Annotated in this window: 16 protein-coding genes and 1 other RNA gene; 7 read left to right on the top strand and 10 right to left on the bottom strand. The window is 55.0% G+C overall.

Translation table 11 applies throughout. The annotated features are described in order from the left end of the window. Positions 1 to 53: 53 nt before the first annotated feature. From ACVXHP_RS10925 to ACVXHP_RS10890, 8 genes are all read right to left on the bottom strand, one after another. Positions 54 to 797: an SDR family oxidoreductase gene (locus ACVXHP_RS10925; protein ID WP_447571445.1), complete on the bottom strand. Its 744-nt coding sequence runs from the start codon at positions 795 to 797 to the stop codon at positions 54 to 56. 78 nt (positions 798 to 875) lie between these two features. Next, entirely contained in the window at positions 876 to 3,749 is a 2,874-nt protein-coding gene (gcvP, locus tag ACVXHP_RS10920) for an aminomethyl-transferring glycine dehydrogenase (RefSeq protein ID WP_200008977.1), read from the bottom strand. Between the two features lie 177 nt (positions 3,750 to 3,926). Next, positions 3,927 to 4,316, bottom strand: a complete 390-nt coding sequence (gcvH, locus tag ACVXHP_RS10915) for a glycine cleavage system protein GcvH (protein ID WP_003026965.1) — start codon at positions 4,314 to 4,316, stop codon at positions 3,927 to 3,929. A gap of 24 nt (positions 4,317 to 4,340) precedes the next feature. Beyond that, positions 4,341 to 5,435 carry a glycine cleavage system aminomethyltransferase GcvT gene (gene gcvT / locus ACVXHP_RS10910; RefSeq protein WP_447571444.1) on the bottom strand — a complete coding sequence of 365 codons (1,095 nt, stop codon included), beginning with the start codon at positions 5,433 to 5,435 and terminating at the stop codon, positions 4,341 to 4,343. Between the two features lie 452 nt (positions 5,436 to 5,887). Continuing rightward, positions 5,888 to 7,090, bottom strand: a complete 1,203-nt coding sequence (ubiI, locus tag ACVXHP_RS10905; RefSeq protein WP_447571443.1) for an FAD-dependent 2-octaprenylphenol hydroxylase — start codon at positions 7,088 to 7,090, stop codon at positions 5,888 to 5,890. A gap of 81 nt (positions 7,091 to 7,171) precedes the next feature. After that, positions 7,172 to 8,350 carry a 2-octaprenyl-6-methoxyphenyl hydroxylase gene (gene ubiH / locus ACVXHP_RS10900; RefSeq protein WP_447571442.1) on the bottom strand — a complete coding sequence of 393 codons (1,179 nt, stop codon included), beginning with the start codon at positions 8,348 to 8,350 and terminating at the stop codon, positions 7,172 to 7,174. Further along, entirely contained in the window at positions 8,347 to 9,672 is a 1,326-nt protein-coding gene (pepP, locus tag ACVXHP_RS10895) for a Xaa-Pro aminopeptidase (protein ID WP_447571441.1), read from the bottom strand. Before pepP ends, ubiH begins: the two co-directional genes overlap by 4 nt. A gap of 25 nt (positions 9,673 to 9,697) precedes the next feature. Next, positions 9,698 to 10,276, bottom strand: coding sequence for a YecA/YgfB family protein (locus tag ACVXHP_RS10890; RefSeq protein ID WP_447571440.1), 579 nt, complete (start codon positions 10,274 to 10,276; stop codon positions 9,698 to 9,700). 167 nt (positions 10,277 to 10,443) lie between these two features. Here ACVXHP_RS10890 and zapA point away from each other — a divergent pair, with 167 nt between their 5' ends. From zapA to ACVXHP_RS10875, 3 genes are all read left to right on the top strand, one after another. Further along, entirely contained in the window at positions 10,444 to 10,773 is a 330-nt protein-coding gene (gene zapA / locus ACVXHP_RS10885; protein ID WP_003026980.1) for a cell division protein ZapA, read from the top strand. A gap of 41 nt (positions 10,774 to 10,814) precedes the next feature. After that, positions 10,815 to 10,998, top strand: a non-coding RNA gene (ssrS, locus tag ACVXHP_RS10880) — 6S RNA. 19 nt (positions 10,999 to 11,017) lie between these two features. Continuing rightward, a complete protein-coding gene (locus ACVXHP_RS10875) occupies positions 11,018 to 11,614 on the top strand; it encodes a 5-formyltetrahydrofolate cyclo-ligase (RefSeq protein WP_200008981.1) in 597 nt (198 codons plus the stop codon). A gap of 380 nt (positions 11,615 to 11,994) precedes the next feature. Here ACVXHP_RS10875 and serA read toward each other — a convergent pair whose 3' ends face one another. Both serA and rpiA read right to left on the bottom strand, forming a co-directional pair. Continuing rightward, positions 11,995 to 13,227, bottom strand: coding sequence for a phosphoglycerate dehydrogenase (gene serA / locus ACVXHP_RS10870; protein ID WP_200008982.1), 1,233 nt, complete (start codon positions 13,225 to 13,227; stop codon positions 11,995 to 11,997). A 270-nt stretch (positions 13,228 to 13,497) separates the two neighbouring features. Beyond that, complete coding sequence (gene rpiA / locus ACVXHP_RS10865) at positions 13,498 to 14,157, bottom strand: ribose-5-phosphate isomerase RpiA (protein ID WP_016154364.1); 660 nt, start codon at positions 14,155 to 14,157, stop codon at positions 13,498 to 13,500. A 170-nt stretch (positions 14,158 to 14,327) separates the two neighbouring features. Here rpiA and argP point away from each other — a divergent pair, with 170 nt between their 5' ends. The 4 genes from argP to scpB all read left to right on the top strand — a co-directional run bounded on the left by argP (position 14,328) and on the right by scpB (position 19,383). Further along, positions 14,328 to 15,221: a DNA-binding transcriptional regulator ArgP gene (argP, locus tag ACVXHP_RS10860; protein ID WP_032940465.1), complete on the top strand. Its 894-nt coding sequence runs from the start codon at positions 14,328 to 14,330 to the stop codon at positions 15,219 to 15,221. Positions 15,222 to 15,454: 233 nt separating this feature from the next. Continuing rightward, positions 15,455 to 17,599: a methylmalonyl-CoA mutase gene (gene scpA, locus ACVXHP_RS10855; protein ID WP_447571439.1), complete on the top strand. Its 2,145-nt coding sequence runs from the start codon at positions 15,455 to 15,457 to the stop codon at positions 17,597 to 17,599. Continuing rightward, on the top strand, positions 17,592 to 18,587 hold the full coding sequence (gene meaB, locus ACVXHP_RS10850) for a methylmalonyl Co-A mutase-associated GTPase MeaB (RefSeq protein ID WP_447571438.1): 996 nt from the start codon (positions 17,592 to 17,594) through the stop codon (positions 18,585 to 18,587). The genes scpA and meaB overlap by 8 nt, the downstream gene beginning before the upstream one ends. 10 nt (positions 18,588 to 18,597) lie before the next feature. Continuing rightward, complete coding sequence (scpB, locus tag ACVXHP_RS10845; protein WP_038633533.1) at positions 18,598 to 19,383, top strand: methylmalonyl-CoA decarboxylase; 786 nt, start codon at positions 18,598 to 18,600, stop codon at positions 19,381 to 19,383. The last annotated feature ends 19 nt before the right edge of the window (positions 19,384 to 19,402 follow it).

The raw sequence follows: 19,402 nt of genomic DNA, 5'->3' as shown, positions 1-19,402 counted from the left end.
CAGGTATCTTCCCGTAGGCTGAATAAACGCAGCGCTGTCCGGCAATTAAATCCCTACTTCCCGCCCGCCAGTTCAAGAAAACTGCCCGTTACGTAAGATGCTTTCTCGCTCAGTAGCCAGCAAATCGCCTGCGCGACTTCTTCCGGCTGCCCGCCACGCTGCATAGGCAACATGGATTTCACGCGATCAACCCTTCCCGGCTCCCCTCCTGACGCATGCATCTCAGTGTAGATCAGGCCAGGACGTACGCAGTTTACGCGGATCCCCTGCGCCGCCACCTCCAGCGCCAGACCGGTGGTGAGCGTGTCCACCGCACCTTTTGAAGCGGCGTAATCGACATATTCGAATGGCGCACCGAGCCGTGATGCCGCCGAAGAGACATTCACAATCGCCCCACCCTGACCGCCGTGCTTAAACGACATGCGCTTTACCGCTTCCCGACAGCACAGAAAATAGCCGGTAACATTGGTCGCCAGTACGCGGTTAATTCGCTCAGCAGTTAAGCTTTCCACCGTGCTCTGTTCAAACAAAATCCCTGCATTATTCACCAGCGCAGTCAGCGGTTCCCCTTCACGGTCGATCGATTCAAACATCGCCAGCACCTGACTTTCATCACTGATATCCGCACGCAGAGCAAATGCTTTACCGCCTGAAGCAACGATATTGTTCACCACCTCGGTTGCCGCACGAATATTGTGATGAAAATTCACGGCGACCGTGTAACCCTCTCGGGCCAGTTGCAGCGCGGTTGCTCGCCCAATGCCGCGGCTGCCGCCAGTAACAAGTGCGATTCCCATGGATACCTCCAGATATGAAAAAGCCGGGAGGCGGCTTCGCCTTACCCGGCCTGGAAATGACTTAACTACGCGGCAAAGTTACTGATATTCGCTCATTGGCACGCAGGAGCAGAACAGGTTACGGTCACCGTAAACGTCATCAAGACGCTTCACGGTCGGCCAGTATTTGTTCGCCACGCCCGCCGGGAAAACAGCCACTTCGCGGCTATAACCGTGGTTCCACTCGCTCACCAGCTCATTCTGGGTGTGCGGCGAGTTTACCAACGGGTTATCTTCCAGCGACCATTCACCGGCTTGCACGCGATCGATCTCAGCGCGGATTGCCAGCATCGCGTTGATAAAGCGATCCAGTTCCACTTTGCTTTCAGACTCGGTCGGTTCCACCATCAGCGTACCCGCTACCGGGAACGACATGGTTGGCGCATGGAAACCATAGTCGATCAGACGTTTGGCAATATCCAGTTCGCTGATGCCGGTCTCTTCTTTCAGTGGGCGAATATCGAGAATACATTCATGCGCCACACGACCATCGCGACCGGTATACAGTACCGGATAGGCATCTTTCAGACGGCTGGCAATGTAGTTAGCGTTAAGAATCGCGACCTGGCTTGCCTGCTTCAGACCTTCCGCGCCCATCATACGGATGTACATCCAGCTGATTGGCAGAATGGATGCGCTACCAAACGGTGCGGCAGACACCGCGCCCTGGCGGGTCAGCATCCCTTCAATCTGAACTACGCTGTGGCCCGGCACAAACGGTGCCAGATGCGATTTAACGCCAATCGGTCCCATGCCTGGGCCGCCGCCGCCGTGTGGAATGCAGAAGGTTTTATGCAGGTTGAGGTGTGATACATCAGCACCGATAAAGCCCGGCGTGGTGATCCCAACCTGGGCGTTCATGTTCGCGCCGTCGAGGTATACCTGGCCGCCGAACTGATGCACAACTTCACATACTTCGCGGATCGTTTCTTCATATACGCCGTGGGTGGACGGATAGGTCACCATGATGCAAGAAAGGTTCGCAGCATGTTGTTCTGCTTTTGCCCGCAGATCGTCCAGGTCGATGTTGCCGTTCTTATCACAGGCGACTACCACCACCTGCATCCCCGCCATTTGTGCGGAAGCCGGGTTAGTACCGTGAGCAGAGGCCGGGATCAGGCAGATATCGCGATGGCCTTCGTTACGGCTTTCGTGGTAATGACGAATCGCCAGCAGGCCAGCATATTCGCCCTGTGCGCCGGAGTTCGGCTGCATGCAGACTGCGTCATAGCCGGTCAGTTTTACCAGCCACTCGGAAAGCTGACCGATCATCTGGTGATAACCTTCCGCCTGCTCTGGCGGGCAGAACGGATGCAGCTCAGCGAATTCCGGCCAGGTGATAGGGATCATCTCGGCGGCGGCGTTCAGCTTCATGGTGCAGGAACCCAGCGGGATCATCGCCTGATTCAGCGCCAGATCTTTACGCTCCAGAGAGTGCATGTAGCGCATCATCTCGGTTTCGCTGTGGTAGCGGTTAAACACCGGGTGGCTGAGGATCGCGTCGTCACGCAGCATGCTGCTCTGAATAGAACGGCTGTCGAGCGCCACGTCTTTATCCAGCGTGTCGATGTTCAGGCCGTGGCTGTCGCCCAGCAGAACATTGAACAACTGCACCACGTTTTCACGGGTGGTGGTTTCGTCGAGAGTAATACCTACCGCGTTATGAATATCGCTGCGCAGGTTGATCTCTGCCGCTTCCGCACGCGCCAGTACCGCAGCTTTATCAGCCACTTCAACACACAGCGTGTCGAAGTAGTGCGCATGACGCAGCTTTAAACCTTTCTGTTGCAGACCTGCCGCCAGAATATCGGTCAGGCGGTGGATACGATTAGCGATGCGCTTCAGGCCGACCGGACCATGATAAACGGCATACAGGCTGGCAATGTTAGCCAGCAATACCTGTGAGGTACAAATGTTGGAGTTCGCTTTCTCACGACGGATATGCTGCTCGCGAGTCTGCATCGCCATGCGCAGTGCGGTATTGCCCGCAGCATCTTTTGATACGCCGATAATACGGCCTGGCATGGAACGTTTGAATTCATCTTTGGCGGCAAAGAATGCCGCGTGCGGGCCACCGTAACCCATCGGTACACCGAAGCGTTGTGCAGAGCCGAAAACGATATCCGCGCCCTGTTTGCCTGGAGCCGTCAGCAGAACCAGCGCCATAAAGTCGGCAGCGACGCTGACCACAACTTTACGGGATTTCAGCTCAGCAATCAGTTGGCTGTAGTCGTGTACTTCACCAGTGGTACCAACCTGCTGCAACAGCACGCCGAACACATCCTGGTGATCCAGTGCTTTCGCCGCGTCATCCACAATGACGTCAAAACCAAAGGTTTCGGCGCGAGTACGCACGACGTCCAGCGTTTGCGGATGAACATCAGCCGCCACAAAGAAACGGTTGGCATTTTTCAGTTTGCTGACGCGTTTGGCCATCGCCATGGCTTCAGCCGCTGCGGTAGCTTCATCCAGCAGCGAAGCAGAGGCCATGTCCAGACCCGTCAGATCCAGCGTGACCTGTTGGAAGTTCAGCAGCGCTTCCAGACGGCCCTGAGAGACTTCCGGCTGATACGGCGTATACGCGGTGTACCAACCCGGATTTTCCAGCATGTTACGCAGGATAACCGGCGGCAACTGCACGGCGGTGTAGCCCATGCCAATGTAGGACGTGAAGCGCTTGTTACGCCCGGCGATGGCTTTTAATTCAGCCAGCGCAGCGTATTCTGTCGCCGCCTCGCCTACCTGCGGCGGGGTTGCGAGCTGAATGTCTTTCGGCACAATCTGGCCGATCAGCGCGTTTAACGACTCGGCGCCAACCGCATTCAGCATCTCTTGCTGCTGCGCGGCGTCCGGTCCGATGTGGCGTTCAATGAAAGCGCCGCTGTTTTCAAGCTGGCTTAACGTCTGTGTCATGGGCGATGGTTCCTGAAACGTGCAGTGAATCGTAGGTGTCTCTACTTACCTGAATACGCAAAATAATTCGCGTTGCAGGACGGCGGCGACGCGGCACATCCCCAGGAGCTTACATAAGTAAGTGACTGGGGTGAGCGAGGAAGCCAACACACCTGCAACGTGAAGAATGAAGCGTATTTATTCGTCTTCTAACAATGCTTCGTACGCAGTGGCATCCAGCAGCGATTCAATTTCGCTTTCATCGCTGGCTTTGATTTTAAAGATCCAGCCACCCGCATACGGCTCGCTGTTGACCAGTTCCGGGGAGTCGCTGAGCGCGTCGTTAACCGCGACGATCTCACCGCCAACGGGCGCATAGATATCGGATGCCGCTTTAACGGACTCCGCAACGGCGCAGTCATCGCCCGCGCTAACGGTGGCACCAACTTCTGGCAGGTCTACGAAAACCATGTCACCCAACAGCTCCTGAGCATGTTCAGTGATACCAACGGTGTAGGAGCCGTCAGCTTCTTTGCGCAGCCATTCGTGTTCTTTGCTGTATTTCAGTTCTGCAGGTACGTTGCTCATCAATCAATCTCCAAAAAGGATGAATCACGCGACGGCTTTGCCGTTACGCACAAAAACAGGTTTAGTGACTTTTACTGGCATTTCACGGTTACGGATCTGCACGATCGCGGTCTCACCGATGCCTGCCGGGACACGCGCCAGCGCGATGCTGTAACCCAGGGTTGGGGAGAATGTTCCGCTGGTGATAATGCCTTCATGTTGGTTACCGGAAGCGTCAGTGAAGCGCACTGGCAGTTCATTACGCAGCACGCCCTTCTCGGTCATCACCAGTCCGACCAACTGTTCATGTCCTTTGTCACGCTGCATTTCCAGCGCTTCACGACCAATAAAGTCACGGTCAGCAGGTTCCCACGCAATGGTCCAGCCCATGTTGGCTTCCAGCGGAGAAATCCCTTCGTCCATCTCCTGACCGTACAGATTCATACCTGCTTCCAGACGCAGCGTGTCACGCGCGCCCAGTCCGCAAGGTTTAACGCCTGCCTGTACCAACGCACGCCAGAAATCAGCCGCTTTTTCATTCGGCATGGCAATTTCATAGCCTGCTTCGCCGGTATAACCGGTGGTTGCGATAAACAAATCACCCGCCTGAACGCCGAAGAACGGCTTCATACCTTCTACCGCATGGCGCTGTTCGTCAGTAAACAACGTTGCTGCTTTTTCCTGCGCGTTTGGCCCCTGCACCGCAATCAGCGACAGGTCGTCACGAACGGTGATGTCGATGGCGTAAGGTTCAGAGTGTTGGGTAATCCAGGAGAGGTCTTTTTCGCGGGTGGCAGAGTTTACAACGAGGCGGAAGAAATCTTCAGTGAAGTAATAAACAATCAGGTCATCTATCACGCCGCCCGATGCGTTAAGCATACCGGAGTAGAGGGCTTTACCCGTCTTCGTTAGCTTCGCGACGTCATTTGCCAGCAGATAACGCAAGAACTCCCGGGTGCGGCTGCCGCGCAGGTCGACGATGGTCATATGCGACACATCAAACATACCGGCATCGGTGCGAACAGCATGGTGTTCATCGAGTTGAGAACCGTAATGCAGTGGCATCATCCAGCCATGGAAATCTACCATGCGCGCGCCACATAGCGTGTGTTGTTCGTACAAAGGAGTCTGTTGAGCCATCTTTTCCTCGTTGAATAAGCGGGGCTACCAACTCTTTCGCGGTGAAGTTTTCGCCACGAAACCCAGCACCGCAGCCGCTCCTGGGGCTACGACGCAAACGTTCTCTTTGTCCTGAACTTACCACCGAAACAGACGCTAAACCATAAGACAAAATTAGCCATCACATTAGCTTATGGCAAAAAATGGCCAGGTCGACGACAGAATAAAAACCCAAAAATACGCCCAAAAACCAGAACAATAAGCACGAATAAGGCGAAAAAATCAGCGTCAAACCACATTAAATGTGGAAAAAATGTCAAAAATGGCGTTATGAAAAAAAAGTGATATAAAAAAAACTAATGCGAAAAAAGGTGTGGAATTAGATTATTTCAAATGAGAGGAGCATCCCGGCACGAGGGCCGGGAGAGGAAAATGTGACGGGTCTCAAACTCTTAGGATTGTCCTTACGGACGCTAGCGTAGCCACTCGGGAAGATCGTTCAGGCCCATCGCCTGACGGATGAGCTGCGGTTTTACGCCCGGAAGGGTATCGGCCAGTTTTAGACCAATATCACGCAGCAGTTTTTTCGCCGGATTCTCGCCAGCAAACAGTTCACGGAAGCCCTGCATACCGGCCAGCATCATTGCTGCGCTGTGCTTACGGCTGCGCTCATAGCGACGCAAATAGAGATACTGGCCAATATCTTTGCCCTGACGGTGTAGGCGCTTAAGCTCATCGATAAGCTCTGCCGCATCCATAAAGCCGAGGTTAACCCCCTGACCCGCCAGCGGGTGGATGGTATGCGCCGCATCACCCACCAGCGCCAGACGATGGGCGGCGAACTGGCGGGCATAGCGTCCCGTCAGCGGAAACGTCTGCCGTTCGCTTTCAACGCTGCACAGCCCCAAACGGTTATCAAAGGCGATATTCAGCGCCTGATTAAACTCGTCAACGCTTGCCTGCTGCATGCGTTCGGCTTCCTGCGGAGAAAGCGACCAGACGATAGAGCACAGATGCGGGTCACTGAGCGGCAGAAACGCCAGGATACCCTCGCCGTGAAACGCCTGACGCGCAACCGCGCCGTGGGCTTCCTGCGTACGAATCGTCGCCACCAACGCATGATGACGATAATCCCAGAAGGTGAGCGGAATATCCGCTTTATTGCGCAGCCAGGAGTTAGCGCCATCGGCACCGACCACCAGACGAGCCGTCAGCATGGTTCCCTCTTTCAGGGTCAGAAATGCCTCGTTCTCACCCCAGGCCACCTGCTGAATTTCAGCGGGCGCCAGCAGCGTAATATCCGGCGAACGTTGCGCCTTTTGCCACAACGCGTAATGGATCTCAGCGTTTTCAACGATGTGGCCCAAATGGCTATAGCCCATACTCTGGTCGTCAAATTCAATGCGCCCAAAGCTGTCCTTGTCCCAGACTTCCATACCGTGGTAGCAGCACGCGCGACGGGCAACGATATCTGACCAGACGCCCAGACGAGTAAGCAGTTTTTCACTGGCGGCATTGATGGCCGACACGCGAAGCTGAGGAGCTGCATCCGCCGCCAACGGCTGCGGAACATGTTGTTCTAACACCGCAACGCGTAACCCGCTGCCCTGCAAGCCGCAGGCAACCGCCAGTCCCACCATGCCGCCACCGACAATTGCTACATCAACACTTTGCACTGTTTACTCCTGGAAACCGGAACAATCAAAACCGTAGGCCGGATAAGGCGTTAACGCCGCCATCCAACCTACAGGCCATATTTAACGCGCAACCCAACCCAGGGTCCGCTCCGCCAGCGCATCGCGCGCAGGGGTGAATAATTCCATCGCCATCAGACCGACATTGCGCCCAACAACCAGCGGAGCCCAGCGATTGGCAAACAAATACACTAAATTGTTGGTCACACCAATCGTCGTTTCGCGATCGCGCTCGCGACGTTGCTGATAGCGCGCCAGCACCGCGTAATCACCAATATCTTCCGCGCAGTTTTGCGCTTGCGTCAACGTCTCAGCCAGGCTCATTACGTCGCGCAGTCCAAGGTTGAAACCTTGTCCGGCAATGGGATGCAGCGTCTGGGCGGCGTTCCCCACCAGCGCGGTACGATGGGTAATCGCCTTCAGCGCAGTGGTTAATGACAGCGGATAAGCGCTGCGTTTACCGGCCTGGGTAATACGCCCCAGCCGCCAGCCAAACGCGGTTTGCAGTTCACGGCAAAACCGTTCGTCGGACCAGGTCATGATCTCATCGCGCTGCTCCAGCGGATGGCACCACACCAGCGAGCAGCGACCATCAGACATCGGCAGCATTGCCAGCGGGCCATACTGCGTGAAACGTTCAAACGCGCGTCCGTCATGCGGTACAGAGGTCGTGACGTTGGCAATTACCGCCAGTTGCTCATAAGGCTGCTGCAGCCAGTCCACGCCGCAGGCGGTAGCCAGCGCGGAACGCGTACCGTCAGCGGCAACCACCACGCGACCGGTAATGACCTCGTCATTTTCCAGCGTGACCTCAACATGTTCCTGCGTGCGTGACACGCTGGCTACGCGATCGGGACAATGCAGCGTGACGCCCGGCGCTTTGCGCAGCAGCGCAAAAAGACGCAGTCCAACATCGTGGAGTTCCACCACCTGACCCAGCGCCGGGAGACGATATTCCTGCGCATCCAGCGTTACAAATCCGGCATGGCCGCGATCGCTGACGTGGACCGTTTTGATTGCCGTTGCGCAATCGGCAATCGCCTGCCACACGCCAATTCGCGCCAGCTGTTGGCAGGTTCCTGCCGCCAGCGCAATCGCCCGGGCGTCAAACCCCGGATGACGGTCAGTTTCAGGTTCGCTCGCTTCTATCAGATGAACTGGCAGCGTCCCATGACTGAGCTGGGAAATGGCCAGCGCCAGCGTCGCGCCGACCATGCCACCACCGACGATAATTACGCTCATTGCAGTCGCGCCGCAGCCATTAAGGCTTCAATATCATCCGCTTTCTTCACCACGCTGGCGGTCAGGTTTTCATTACCGTCTTCGGTAATGAGAATGTCATCTTCGATACGAATGCCAATGCCACGATAAGCAGCCGGTACATCGGCATCCGGCGCGATATATAACCCCGGCTCGACGGTAAGCACCATTCCTGGCTCAAGGATACGCGAACGATCCTGACCATAAACGCCAACGTCGTGCACATCCAGCCCCAGCCAGTGGCTAAGACCATGCATAAAGAATGGGCGGTGCGCATTCTCGGTAATTAACTGGTCGACGTCGCCGTGCAGTATGCCAAGCTTCACCAGACCGGTAATCATAATGCGCACGACTTCACCGGTGACGTCCTGAATAGATGTTCCGGGGCGATACAGACGCAGACTGGTCTCTAAGGATTCCAGTACGATATCGTAGATGTCACGCTGCGCGGGGGTAAATTTGCCATTAACCGGGAAGGTACGCGTAATGTCGCCCGCATAGCCTTTGTATTCACAACCGGCGTCAATCAGCACCAGATCGCCATCGCGCATTTCACTTTCATTTTCGGTGTAATGCAGGATACAACCGTTTTCACCGCTACCGACAATGGTGTTATAGGACGGATAACGCGCGCCATGGCGGGTAAATTCGTGGTGAATCTCCCCTTCCAGTTGGTATTCAAACATCCCCGGGCGACATTTTTCCATCGCGCGGGTATGCGCGAGGGCGGTGATCTCCCCGGCACGGCGCATGAGCGCAATCTCTTCCGGCGATTTGAACAGGCGCATTTCATGCACCATTGGACGCCAGTCGATGATCGCGCCAGGCGCGTGCAGATTTTGTCTGGAGCCTTTGCGCAGTTTATCCAACGCCGTGCAGACAATTTCGTCGGCCCAGCCATATTCGCCCTGAGCGTGATACACCGCGTCCAGACCATTGAGCAGCAAGTGCAGCTGTTGGTTGATTTCACTGAAGGCCAGCGCCCGGTCAACGCCGAGCTTTGCCGGTGCGGCATCCTGGCCCAGACGGCGGCCAAACCAAATCTCCGCCGTCAAATCGCGAACCCGGTTGAACAAAACGCTGTGGTTATGAGTGTCATCACTTTTAATCAGCACCAGCACGGCTTCAGGCTCGTTAAAGCCGGTGAAATACCAGAAATCACTGTTCTGGCGGTACGGGTATTCACTGTCCGCGCTGCGCGTCGCTTCCGGCGCGGCAAAAATCAGCGCGGCGCTGCCGGGCTGCATTTGCGCCAGCAAAGCCTGACGACGACGCTGGAATTCTTGCTGAGATATCTCACCCATAACACTCTCCTTGGCGTTGTTGTATTTAGTGCAGAGTCGGTTTGCGGACTTCCGGCGCTGTCGGCTGCTGACGCGTAAACGTGTCATGGCACAGCAAGGCGGCTACGCGCACGTATTCGATGATCTCTTCGAGCGACATTTCCAGCTCTTCCTGATCTTCGTCTTCGTCATAGCCCAACTGAGCGATATTGCGCAGGTCGTCAATCGCTTCACCGGTTTCGCCGGTCACTTTGTCAAGCTTAGGCTGCGTAACGCCAAGGCCCAGCAGGAAGTGGTTTACCCAGCCAGCCAGCGCATCGGCGCGATCGAACACGCTGACGTCATCACCTTCAGGCAGAAAAAGCTGAAAAAGGAAGCCGTCGTCCTCAAGAGCATCGCTGGTAGCAGAGTGCATTTTCAGCAGCGCCTGAGCCAGCTCGTGACCAAAGGCCAGGCCTTCGTTCGTCAGGTCATGCAACAGCGGCTGCCATGAGCTGTCGTTGTTGCCGCCACAAATCATCCCGCTGATTAAGCCGTGCATTTCGGCCGGGGTTAATCCAGCCCCTTGTTGGTTCAAAAACTGGTTAACTTCGCTGTAGCCAGGCATTTCGTTCTGTATAGACATAAGCATTCGTCATCAAAGGGAGGAATATTCATGATATGCTACCACTTTGGACCCTGGTGGACCAGAAAAGGGCTTGTATCTTGATACCAGGGTAGCTATAGTGTCGCCCCTTCGCGGACCCAAGGTCTGGAGACGAAGGCAGCGCAGTCAATCAGCAGGAAGGTGGCATGTCTGCACAACCCGTCGATATCCAAATATTTGGCCGTTCACTGCGAGTGAATTGCCCGCCTGAACAAAGGGATGCGTTGAATCAGGCTGCGGACGATCTCAATCAGCGATTGCAAGATCTGAAAGTTCGCACTAGAGTCACAAATACTGAGCAGTTGGTTTTCATCGCCGCGTTGAACATCAGCTATGAATTAACTCAGGAAAAAGCGAAGACGCGTGAGTACGCGGCGAGCATGGAACAACGTATTCGGATGCTGCAACAGACCATCGAACAAGCGTTGCTTGATCAGGGTCGCATAACCGAAAAAACGGGCCAAAACTTTGAATAACACTTTTCGGTTTACTGTGGTAGAGTGACCGTGAAGACAAAATTTCTCTGAGATGTTTGCAAGCGGGCCAGTCCCCTGAGCCGATATTTCATACCACAAGAATGTGGCGCTCCACGGTTGGTGAGCATGCTCGGCCCGTCCGAGAAGCCTTAAAACTGTGACGACACATTCACCTTGAACCAAGGGTTCAAGGGTTACAGCCTGCGGCGGCATCTCGGAGATTCCCTTCTACCTGGCAACAGCCATGACACTACTTTCTGAACTCCCTTTATCCCGACAAGAAATACGCAAACTGATTCGTCAGCGTCGTCGTGCGCTTACCAGCGATCAGCAACAACAATTTGGTCAGCAAGCCGCGACCAGAATGCTCAGTTTTCCCCCAGTGGTTCTCGCCCATACCGTGGCGGTGTTTCTCTCGTTTGATGGCGAACTCGACACCCAACCGCTGATCGAACAGCTGTGGAGAGCGGGCAAGCGCGTCTACCTTCCGGTTCTTCATCCCTTCAGCCCTGGCAACCTACTGTTCCTGCACTATCATCCGCAGAGTACGCTGGTGACCAACCGCTTAAAGATCCAGGAGCCACGACTTGATGTCCGCGACGTATTGCCGTTGGCAAAGCTGGATGTACTGGTTACACCGTTAGTCGCGTTTGATGAAGATGGGCAGCGCCTGGGCATGGGCGGCGGATTTTATGATCGTACGTTGCAAAACTGGCAGCAGCATAAGATCCAGCCAGTGGGCTACGCGCATGACTGCCAGTTAGTGGAAAAGCTGCCTGTCGAAGAGTGGGATATCCCACTGCCTGCGGTGGTGACGCCATCCAAAATTTGGCAGTGGTAGCCGTTTTTTGTCGATTGACAGCGTCGCTTTTTTGACCTAAATTCCTCGGTGAAGGGTGAGGGAGGCGAACCTCCCTCCTGCGTACTCTCTGTTAATATGCTGGCGTAGCGATGATTAACAGGATCAGCAGCATGATGACGTATCTCATCATCGTCCCTTTCCTTTTTAGAGCCCCTGCTTCGGTAGGGGCTTTCCCGTTTCAGCGCGATGCTGAGCCTCTATCGTAAATTCCTTTTATTGCTGTACAACACGCAACGCTGCCTTTAATCACCAATTGCGGCAAGGCTCGAAAACAGCATGTATGCGTTACACGAAGAGATGTTGAGGCAGGGAAATCAGAGAAAGGATGGGCAGGTCATCGCCTGCCCATTTAGAGCAAATTAGTACAGCAGACGGGCGCGAATGGTTCCCGGAAGGGCTTTCATCGCCAGCAGCGCTTTTTCCGCCACATCTTCATCCGCTTCAATATCGATAACCACATAACCCACCTGCGCGGAAGTCTGCAGATACTGCGCGGCAATGTTGACACCCTGCTCGGCAAAAATCTGGTTCAGCGCAGTCAGGACGCCTGGACGGTTTTCGTGAATGTGCATCAGACGACGACCACCGTGAAGCGGCAGCGAAACCTCCGGGAAGTTAACCGCAGACAGCGTGGAGCCGTTGTCGGAATACTTGATCAGTTTCCCCGCCACTTCCAGACCGATATTTTCCTGTGCTTCCAGCGTTGAACCACCAATGTGCGGCGTCAGGATCACGTTGTCGAAATCACACAGCGGCGAAGTGAACGGATCGCTGTTCGTTGCCGGTTCGGTTGGGAAAACGTCAATTGCTGCCCCTGCCAGGTGCTTGGTCGCTAACGCGTCGCACAGGGCTGGAATATCAACCACCGTACCGCGTGCGGCGTTAATCAGCAGCGCGCCCGGTTTCATCAGCGAAATCTCACGCGCGCCCATCAGGTTTTTGGTGGAGGCATTTTCCGGCACGTGCAGACTCACCACGTCGCTCATATTGAGCAGATCGGAAAGATGCTGAACCTGCGTGGCGTTCCCCAGCGGAAGTTTATTTTCAATATCATAGAAATAGACATGCATCCCCAGCGATTCCGCCAGGATACCTAACTGAGTACCAATGTGACCGTAGCCGATGATCCCCAGTTTTTTGCCGCGCGCTTCAAAAGAGCCGGTAGCCAGTTTATTCCACACGCCACGGTGCGCTTTGGCGTTCGCTTCTGGTACGCCGCGTAGCAGTAGCAGCAGTTCGCCAATCACCAGTTCAGCAACGGAACGCGTATTCGAGAACGGCGCGTTGAACACGGGGATGCCGCGCTTTGCCGCAGCGCTCAGATCAACCTGGTTGGTGCCGATGCAGAAGCAGCCAATCGCGACTAGTTTCTCTGCGGCATCAATCACATCTTCAGTCAGATGGGTACGGGATCGCAGGCCAATGAAATGGGCATCACGGATGGACTCTTTCAGTTGTTCGGTGTCCAGAGCGCCTTTGTGAAACTCGATGTTGGTATAACCTGCTGCACGAAGGCTTTCGAGTGCTTTTTGGTGCACGCCTTCTACCAGCAGAAATTTAATCTTATCTTTCTCCAGTGATACCTTTGCCATTTCCCCGACCCTGTCTTTTTTGTTCAATCTGATGTGTTGTGTGTGGGATTTTCATCCGCCTCTTCAACATATCAAAAAATAATATTGCGGCAATATGAACGTTTGCGTCGTCATGCTGAGGAAATGTCATTCAGCGGGAAATGTCAGAGGAAAATACTGGCGATAACTTTTTCTTTGGAGAGATCGGCAGGGCAATATTGTAAACGTGACACAAGTCACCAAATTTGCCCTGCCAAAATTTTTTTAACGGGAGAAGACGCTCCCATCAGATCATTTTACGATAGTTTTCACGCCGTCAGGGGTACCGATCAGCGCGACATCCGCACCACGGTTAGCAAACAAACCGACGGTTACCACGCCAGGAATCGCATTGATGGCGTTTTCCAGCGCGATGGCGTCGAGGATTTCCAGACCATGCACATCAAGGATCACGTTGCCATTGTCAGTTACCACGCCCTGACGGTATTCAGGACGACCGCCCAGCTTCACCAACTGGCGAGCCACTGCGCTACGCGCCATTGGGATAACTTCCACCGGCAGCGGGAAGTTACCGAGAATATCGACTTCTTTAGACGCGTCAGCAATGCAGATAAACTTTTTCGCCACGGAAGCAATGATTTTTTCACGGGTCAACGCTGCGCCACCGCCTTTAATCATCTGCATATGGCCGTTGATTTCATCTGCGCCATCAACGTAGACGCCGAGGCTGTCCACTTCGTTAAGATCGAACACGTGGATGCCAAGGCTTTTGAGTTTTTCGGTCGAGGCGTCAGAACTGGACACCGCACCTTCAATCTGACCTTTCATTGTGCCCAGCGCATCAATAAAGTGTGCGGCTGTTGAACCTGTACCTACGCCCACGATGGTACCGGGCTGTACATACTGAAGTGCCGCCCATCCTACTGCTTTTTTCAGTTCATCCTGCGTCATGATCGTTTCGCCTGTGGTGTGAATATGGTGGGAAAATTCACGCGCATTATAGAACATTGTGCAGAAAAATGTCCCCACACCCGCTACCAGGAGGCTGATTTCGTCTTTACCCAACCAAAATTTGTGTCATAGTGCAGAACAAGCAAAAATTTCAGGAGTGCGTCAAAGCAATGAAACGTCCGGACTACAGAACACTACAAGCACTGGATGCGGTTATTCGTGAACGAGGATTTGAGCGCGCGGCGCAAAAGCTGTGCATCACGCAATCCGCCGTTTCACAGCGCATAAAACAGCTTGAGAATATGTTCGGACAGCCGCTGCTGGTACGTACCGTACCGCCTCGCCCAACTGAACAAGGGCAGAAACTACTGGCGCTTTTACGCCAGGTTGAACTGCTGGAAGATGAGTGGCTGGGTGATGAGCAAACTGGCTCCACGCCGCTGCTGCTTTCGCTGGCGGTGAACGCCGACAGTCTGGCGACCTGGTTGCTTCCGGCGTTGGCGCCGGTACTGGCTAATTCGCCGATTCGTCTGAACCTGCAGGTTGAGGATGAAACGCGCACCCAGGAACGTCTGCGCCGTGGTGAAGTGGTCGGTGCGGTGAGTATTCAACATCAGGCGCTGCCAAGCTGTCTGGTGGATAAACTTGGCGCACTGGATTACCTGTTTGTGGGTTCAAAAGCGTTCGCCGAGCGCTATTTCCCCAACGGCGTCACCCGCTCTGCCCTGCTGAAAGCCCCGGCGGTAGCGTTTGACCATCTTGATGATATGCATCAGGCCTTCTTGCAACAAAACTTCGATCTGCCGCCAGGCAGCGTGCCGTGCCATATCGTTAACTCATCAGAAGCCTTCGTCCAGTTGGCGCGTCAGGGCACGACCTGCTGCATGATCCCGCACTTACAGATAGAAAAAGAGCTGGAAAGCGGTGAGCTTATCGACTTAACGCCGGGCCTGTTCCAGCGTCGGATGTTGTACTGGCACCGTTTTGCGCCGGAAAGCCGCATGATGCGCAACGTTACTGACGCGCTGCTGGCTTACGGTCACAACGTACTGCGTCAGGATTAAACTGTTTATAGCCTCTGAGTGCCGGATGGCGGCGTAACGCCTTATCCGGCCTACATCCTTTTACCGCTTTTTCATGTTATTCCCGCCACGTCTTTGAAATACATCACAAAATAAAACACGCCACGCGGCAAAAAACGACGCCCAGTTGGCTATTTTTTGCTGGCGACAAGCCAAATGAAAAAGCTCACCGTATCTCGTAAAGATTCAACTTATTGCGTAATACGGAGCAAAAAATGGCTAACGTGCAAGAGTGGCAAATACTTGCCAATAAAGAACTCAGTCGACGGGAAAAAACCGTTGAGTCACTGGAAAGACAAACGGCGGAAGGGATTGCCATCAAGCCGCTGTACACCGAGGCTGACCTCGATAATCTGGAAGTCACGGGCACCCTCCCCGGCCTGCCGCCTTACGTGCGCGGTCCGCGCGCCACCATGTATACCGCGCAGCCGTGGACCATCCGCCAGTATGCCGGATTCTCTACCGCCAAAGAATCCAACGCCTTTTACCGCCGCAACCTCGCCGCCGGGCAAAAAGGGCTTTCCGTCGCCTTTGACCTTGCCACCCATCGCGGCTATGACTCTGACAACCCGCGCGTGGCGGGCGATGTCGGCAAAGCGGGCGTGGCGATCGATACCGTCGAAGATATGAAGGTGCTGTTTGATCAGATCCCGCTGGATAAGATGTCGGTGTCGATGACGATGAACGGCGCGGTGCTGCCGGTATTGGCGTTTTATATCGTCGCCGCAGAGGAACAAGGCGTAACACCGGAACAGCTCACCGGGACCATTCAGAACGATATTCTGAAAGAGTACCTGTGCCGCAACACCTACATTTATCCGCCAAAACCCTCAATGCGCATCATCGCCGACATCATCGCCTGGTGCTCCGCCAATATGCCGCGCTATAACACCATCAGCATCAGCGGTTATCACATGGGGGAAGCTGGGGCGAACTGCGTCCAGCAGGTGGCGTTTACGCTGGCTGACGGCATTGAGTACATCAAAGCCGCACTGTCTGCCGGGCTGGAAATTGATGACTTCGCCCCGCGACTGTCATTCTTCTTCGGTATCGGCATGGATCTGTTTATGAACGTCGCCATGCTGCGCGCGGCTCGCTATTTGTGGAGTGAGGCGGTCAGCAGTTTTGGCGCAACCAACCCGAAATCTCTCGCGCTGCGTACCCACTGCCAGACCTCCGGCTGGAGTCTGACCGAGCAGGATCCCTATAACAACGTGATCCGTACAACCATTGAAGCGCTCGGCGCCACGCTCGGCGGCACCCAGTCTCTGCACACCAACGCCTTCGATGAAGCGCTCGGGCTGCCCACCGATTTCTCGGCTCGCATCGCGCGTAATACACAGATCATCATTCAGGAAGAGTCAGAGATCTGCCGCACCGTTGATCCGCTGGCCGGCTCGTATTACGTGGAGTCATTAACCGATCAAATCGTTAAGCAGGCGCGCACGATCATTAAACAAATTGATGAAGCGGGCGGAATGGCAAAGGCGATTGAAGCTGGACTTCCCAAACGAATGATCGAAGAGGCTTCAGCGCGCGAGCAGTCGCTGATCGACCAGGGTAAACGCGTCATCGTTGGCGTGAACAAGTATAAGCTGGAAAAAGAAGACGAAACGTCGGTGCTGGAAATCGACAACGTGAAGGTACGCAACGAGCAAATCGCTTCGTTGCAGCATATCCGCGCAACTCGCGACAATAATGCCGTCAACGCCGCGCTAACGGCGCTGACCCACGCCGCGCAGCATAATGAAAATCTGCTGGCCGCCGCCGTTAATGCCGCCCGCGTTCGCGCCACGCTCGGTGAGATCTCCGACGCGCTGGAAGCCGCTTTTGACCGCTATCTGGTTCCCAGCCAGTGCGTCACCGGCGTGATTGCGCAAAGCTATCACCAGTCCGACAAATCCGCCGATGAGTTCGACGCCATTGTTGCGCAAACCGAACAGTTCCTCGCGGAAAATGGTCGCCGACCTCGGATCCTGATCGCCAAGATGGGCCAGGATGGTCACGATCGCGGCGCGAAAGTGATCGCCAGCGCCTACTCCGATCTCGGCTTCGATGTTGATCTCAGTCCGATGTTCTCCACACCAGAAGAGATCGCCCGTCTGGCGGTAGAAAACGATGTGCATGTCATCGGCGCATCATCACTGGCTGCCGGGCATAAAACATTGATCCCTGAACTGGTCACGGCGCTCAAAGGCTGGGGACGTGAAGATATCTGCGTGGTGGCAGGCGGTGTGATTCCACCCCAGGACTACACCTTCCTGTACGAGCATGGCGTGGCAGCCATTTATGGCCCCGGGACCCCGATGCTCGACAGCGTCCGCGACGTGTTGACCCGTATCAGTCAACATCATGATTAACGCCGCCACGCTTGACGATGCCGTCCGGCGCTTGCGACTCGGTGAACGGGCCACGCTTGCCCAGGCGATGACGCTGGTTGAAAGCAGCCACCCGCGCCACCAGCCCCTGAGTACGCAATTGCTGGACGCGATTATGCCGTTCACCGGTAACGCGCTGCGTCTGGGCATCACCGGCACGCCGGGCGCGGGCAAAAGCACCTTTCTGGAGGCGTTCGGTATGCTGTTGATCCGCGAGGGATTACGGGTGGCAGTGATCGCAGTCGATCCCAGTAGTCCCGTTAGCGGCGGCAGCATTCTTGGCGATAAAACCCGGATGACGGAACTGTCCCGCGCAGAATCAGCATTTATTCGCCCGGTTCCTTCCAGCGGGCATTTAGGCGGCGCTAGCCAGCGCGCCCGTGAATTAATGCTGCTGTGTGAGGCCGCGGGCTTTGACGTGGTGATTGTGGAAACCGTCGGCGTCGGGCAGTCAGAAACCGAAGTCGCCAGCATGGTGGATTGCTTTGTCTCACTGCAAATTGCCGGCGGTGGCGACGATCTGCAGGGCATCAAAAAAGGACTCATGGAAATGGCGGATCTGATCGTCATCAACAAGGACGACGGTGATAACCGTAACCAGGTAGCCATCGCCCGCCATATGTACGAATCCGCCCTGCATATTCTGCGCCGCAAGTATGACGAGTGGCAGCCGCGGGTTCTGGCCTGTAGTGCCCTGGAAAAACGTGGCATTGAGGAGATTTGGCAGGCGATAACCGACTTTAAAACGTGCCTTACCCTCAGCGGTCGACTGGAAAAAGTCCGCCAGCAGCAAGCAGTGGACTGGTTACATAAGCAGGCTGAAGAAGAAGCTTTGCATCTACTGTTTACCCGGACTGATTTCGACCGCTATTTCCAGCAGACGCTGCAGGCCGTCAAAAATAACGCCCTTTCGCCGCGTACTGGTCTGCGTCACATCAGTGAATTTATCCAGCATCATTACTTTGAATAAAGAGAACATTATGTCTTATCAATACGTCAACGTAGTCATCATCCAGAAAGTCGCGGTTATTGAGTTCAATTACGCCCGCAAGCTCAATGCGCTGAGCAAAGTGTTTATCGACGATCTGATGCAGGCGCTGAGCGATCTTAATCGTGCGGAAATTCGCTGCATCATTTTGCGCGCCCCGAGCGGGGCCAAAGTGTTCTCTGCCGGGCATGATATTCATGAACTCCCCTCAGGACGTCGCGATCCGCTCTCTTATGACGATCCGCTGCGCCAGATAACCCGCATGATCCAGAAATATCCAAAACCAGTGATCTCCATGGTTGAGGGGAGCGTCTGGGGCGGCGCGTTTGAGATGATCATGAGTTCCGATCTCATTATCGCCGCTGAAACCTCTACCTTCTCGATGACACCGGTCAACCTCGGCGTGCCGTATAACCTGGTCGGCATCCACAACCTGACCCGCGATGCCGGGTTCCACATCGTGAAAGAGCTGATCTTTACCGCCTCGCCGATTACCGCTCAGCGTGCGATGGCCGTCGGGATCCTCAACCATGTGGTTCCTGTCGACGAACTGGAGGATTTCACCCTGCAAATGGCGCACCACATCTCGGAGAAAGCGCCGCTGGCGATCGCCGTCATCAAAGAAGAACTGCGCGTGCTGGGCGAAGCGCACACCATGAACTCAGACGAATTTGAGCGTATTCAGGGCATGCGCCGCGCGGTGTACGACAGCGAGGATTATCAGGAAGGGATGAACGCGTTTATGGAAAAACGTAAACCCAATTTTGTCGGCCATTAATTACGCTCGAGGAAGGAGA

Source organism: Citrobacter freundii complex sp. 2025EL-00176 (assembly GCF_053309355.1).
Note: the sequence above shows the minus strand (reverse complement) of the source record. Positions and strands in the feature narration are given on the sequence as shown.

Bases quoted from the DNA above. Each gene is read 5' to 3' on its own strand.
- serA (WP_200008982.1), bottom strand. From the start codon at position 13,227: ATGGCAAAGGTATCACTGGAGAAAGATAAGATTAAATTTCTGCTGGTA.
- scpB (WP_038633533.1), top strand. From the start codon at position 18,598: ATGTCTTATCAATACGTCAACGTAGTCATCATCCAGAAAGTCGCGGTT.
- gcvH (WP_003026965.1), bottom strand. From the start codon at position 4,316: ATGAGCAACGTACCTGCAGAACTGAAATACAGCAAAGAACACGAATGG.
- gcvT (WP_447571444.1), bottom strand. From the start codon at position 5,435: ATGGCTCAACAGACTCCTTTGTACGAACAACACACGCTATGTGGCGCG.
- zapA (WP_003026980.1), top strand. From the start codon at position 10,444: ATGTCTGCACAACCCGTCGATATCCAAATATTTGGCCGTTCACTGCGA.
- ACVXHP_RS10890 (WP_447571440.1), bottom strand. From the start codon at position 10,276: ATGTCTATACAGAACGAAATGCCTGGCTACAGCGAAGTTAACCAGTTT.
- gcvP (WP_200008977.1), bottom strand. From the start codon at position 3,749: ATGACACAGACGTTAAGCCAGCTTGAAAACAGCGGCGCTTTCATTGAA.
- scpA (WP_447571439.1), top strand. From the start codon at position 15,455: ATGGCTAACGTGCAAGAGTGGCAAATACTTGCCAATAAAGAACTCAGT.
- rpiA (WP_016154364.1), bottom strand. From the start codon at position 14,157: ATGACGCAGGATGAACTGAAAAAAGCAGTAGGATGGGCGGCACTTCAG.
- meaB (WP_447571438.1), top strand. From the start codon at position 17,592: ATGATTAACGCCGCCACGCTTGACGATGCCGTCCGGCGCTTGCGACTC.
- ACVXHP_RS10875 (WP_200008981.1), top strand. From the start codon at position 11,018: ATGACACTACTTTCTGAACTCCCTTTATCCCGACAAGAAATACGCAAA.
- ubiH (WP_447571442.1), bottom strand. From the start codon at position 8,350: ATGAGCGTAATTATCGTCGGTGGTGGCATGGTCGGCGCGACGCTGGCG.
- ACVXHP_RS10925 (WP_447571445.1), bottom strand. From the start codon at position 797: ATGGGAATCGCACTTGTTACTGGCGGCAGCCGCGGCATTGGGCGAGCA.
- pepP (WP_447571441.1), bottom strand. From the start codon at position 9,672: ATGGGTGAGATATCTCAGCAAGAATTCCAGCGTCGTCGTCAGGCTTTG.
- argP (WP_032940465.1), top strand. From the start codon at position 14,328: ATGAAACGTCCGGACTACAGAACACTACAAGCACTGGATGCGGTTATT.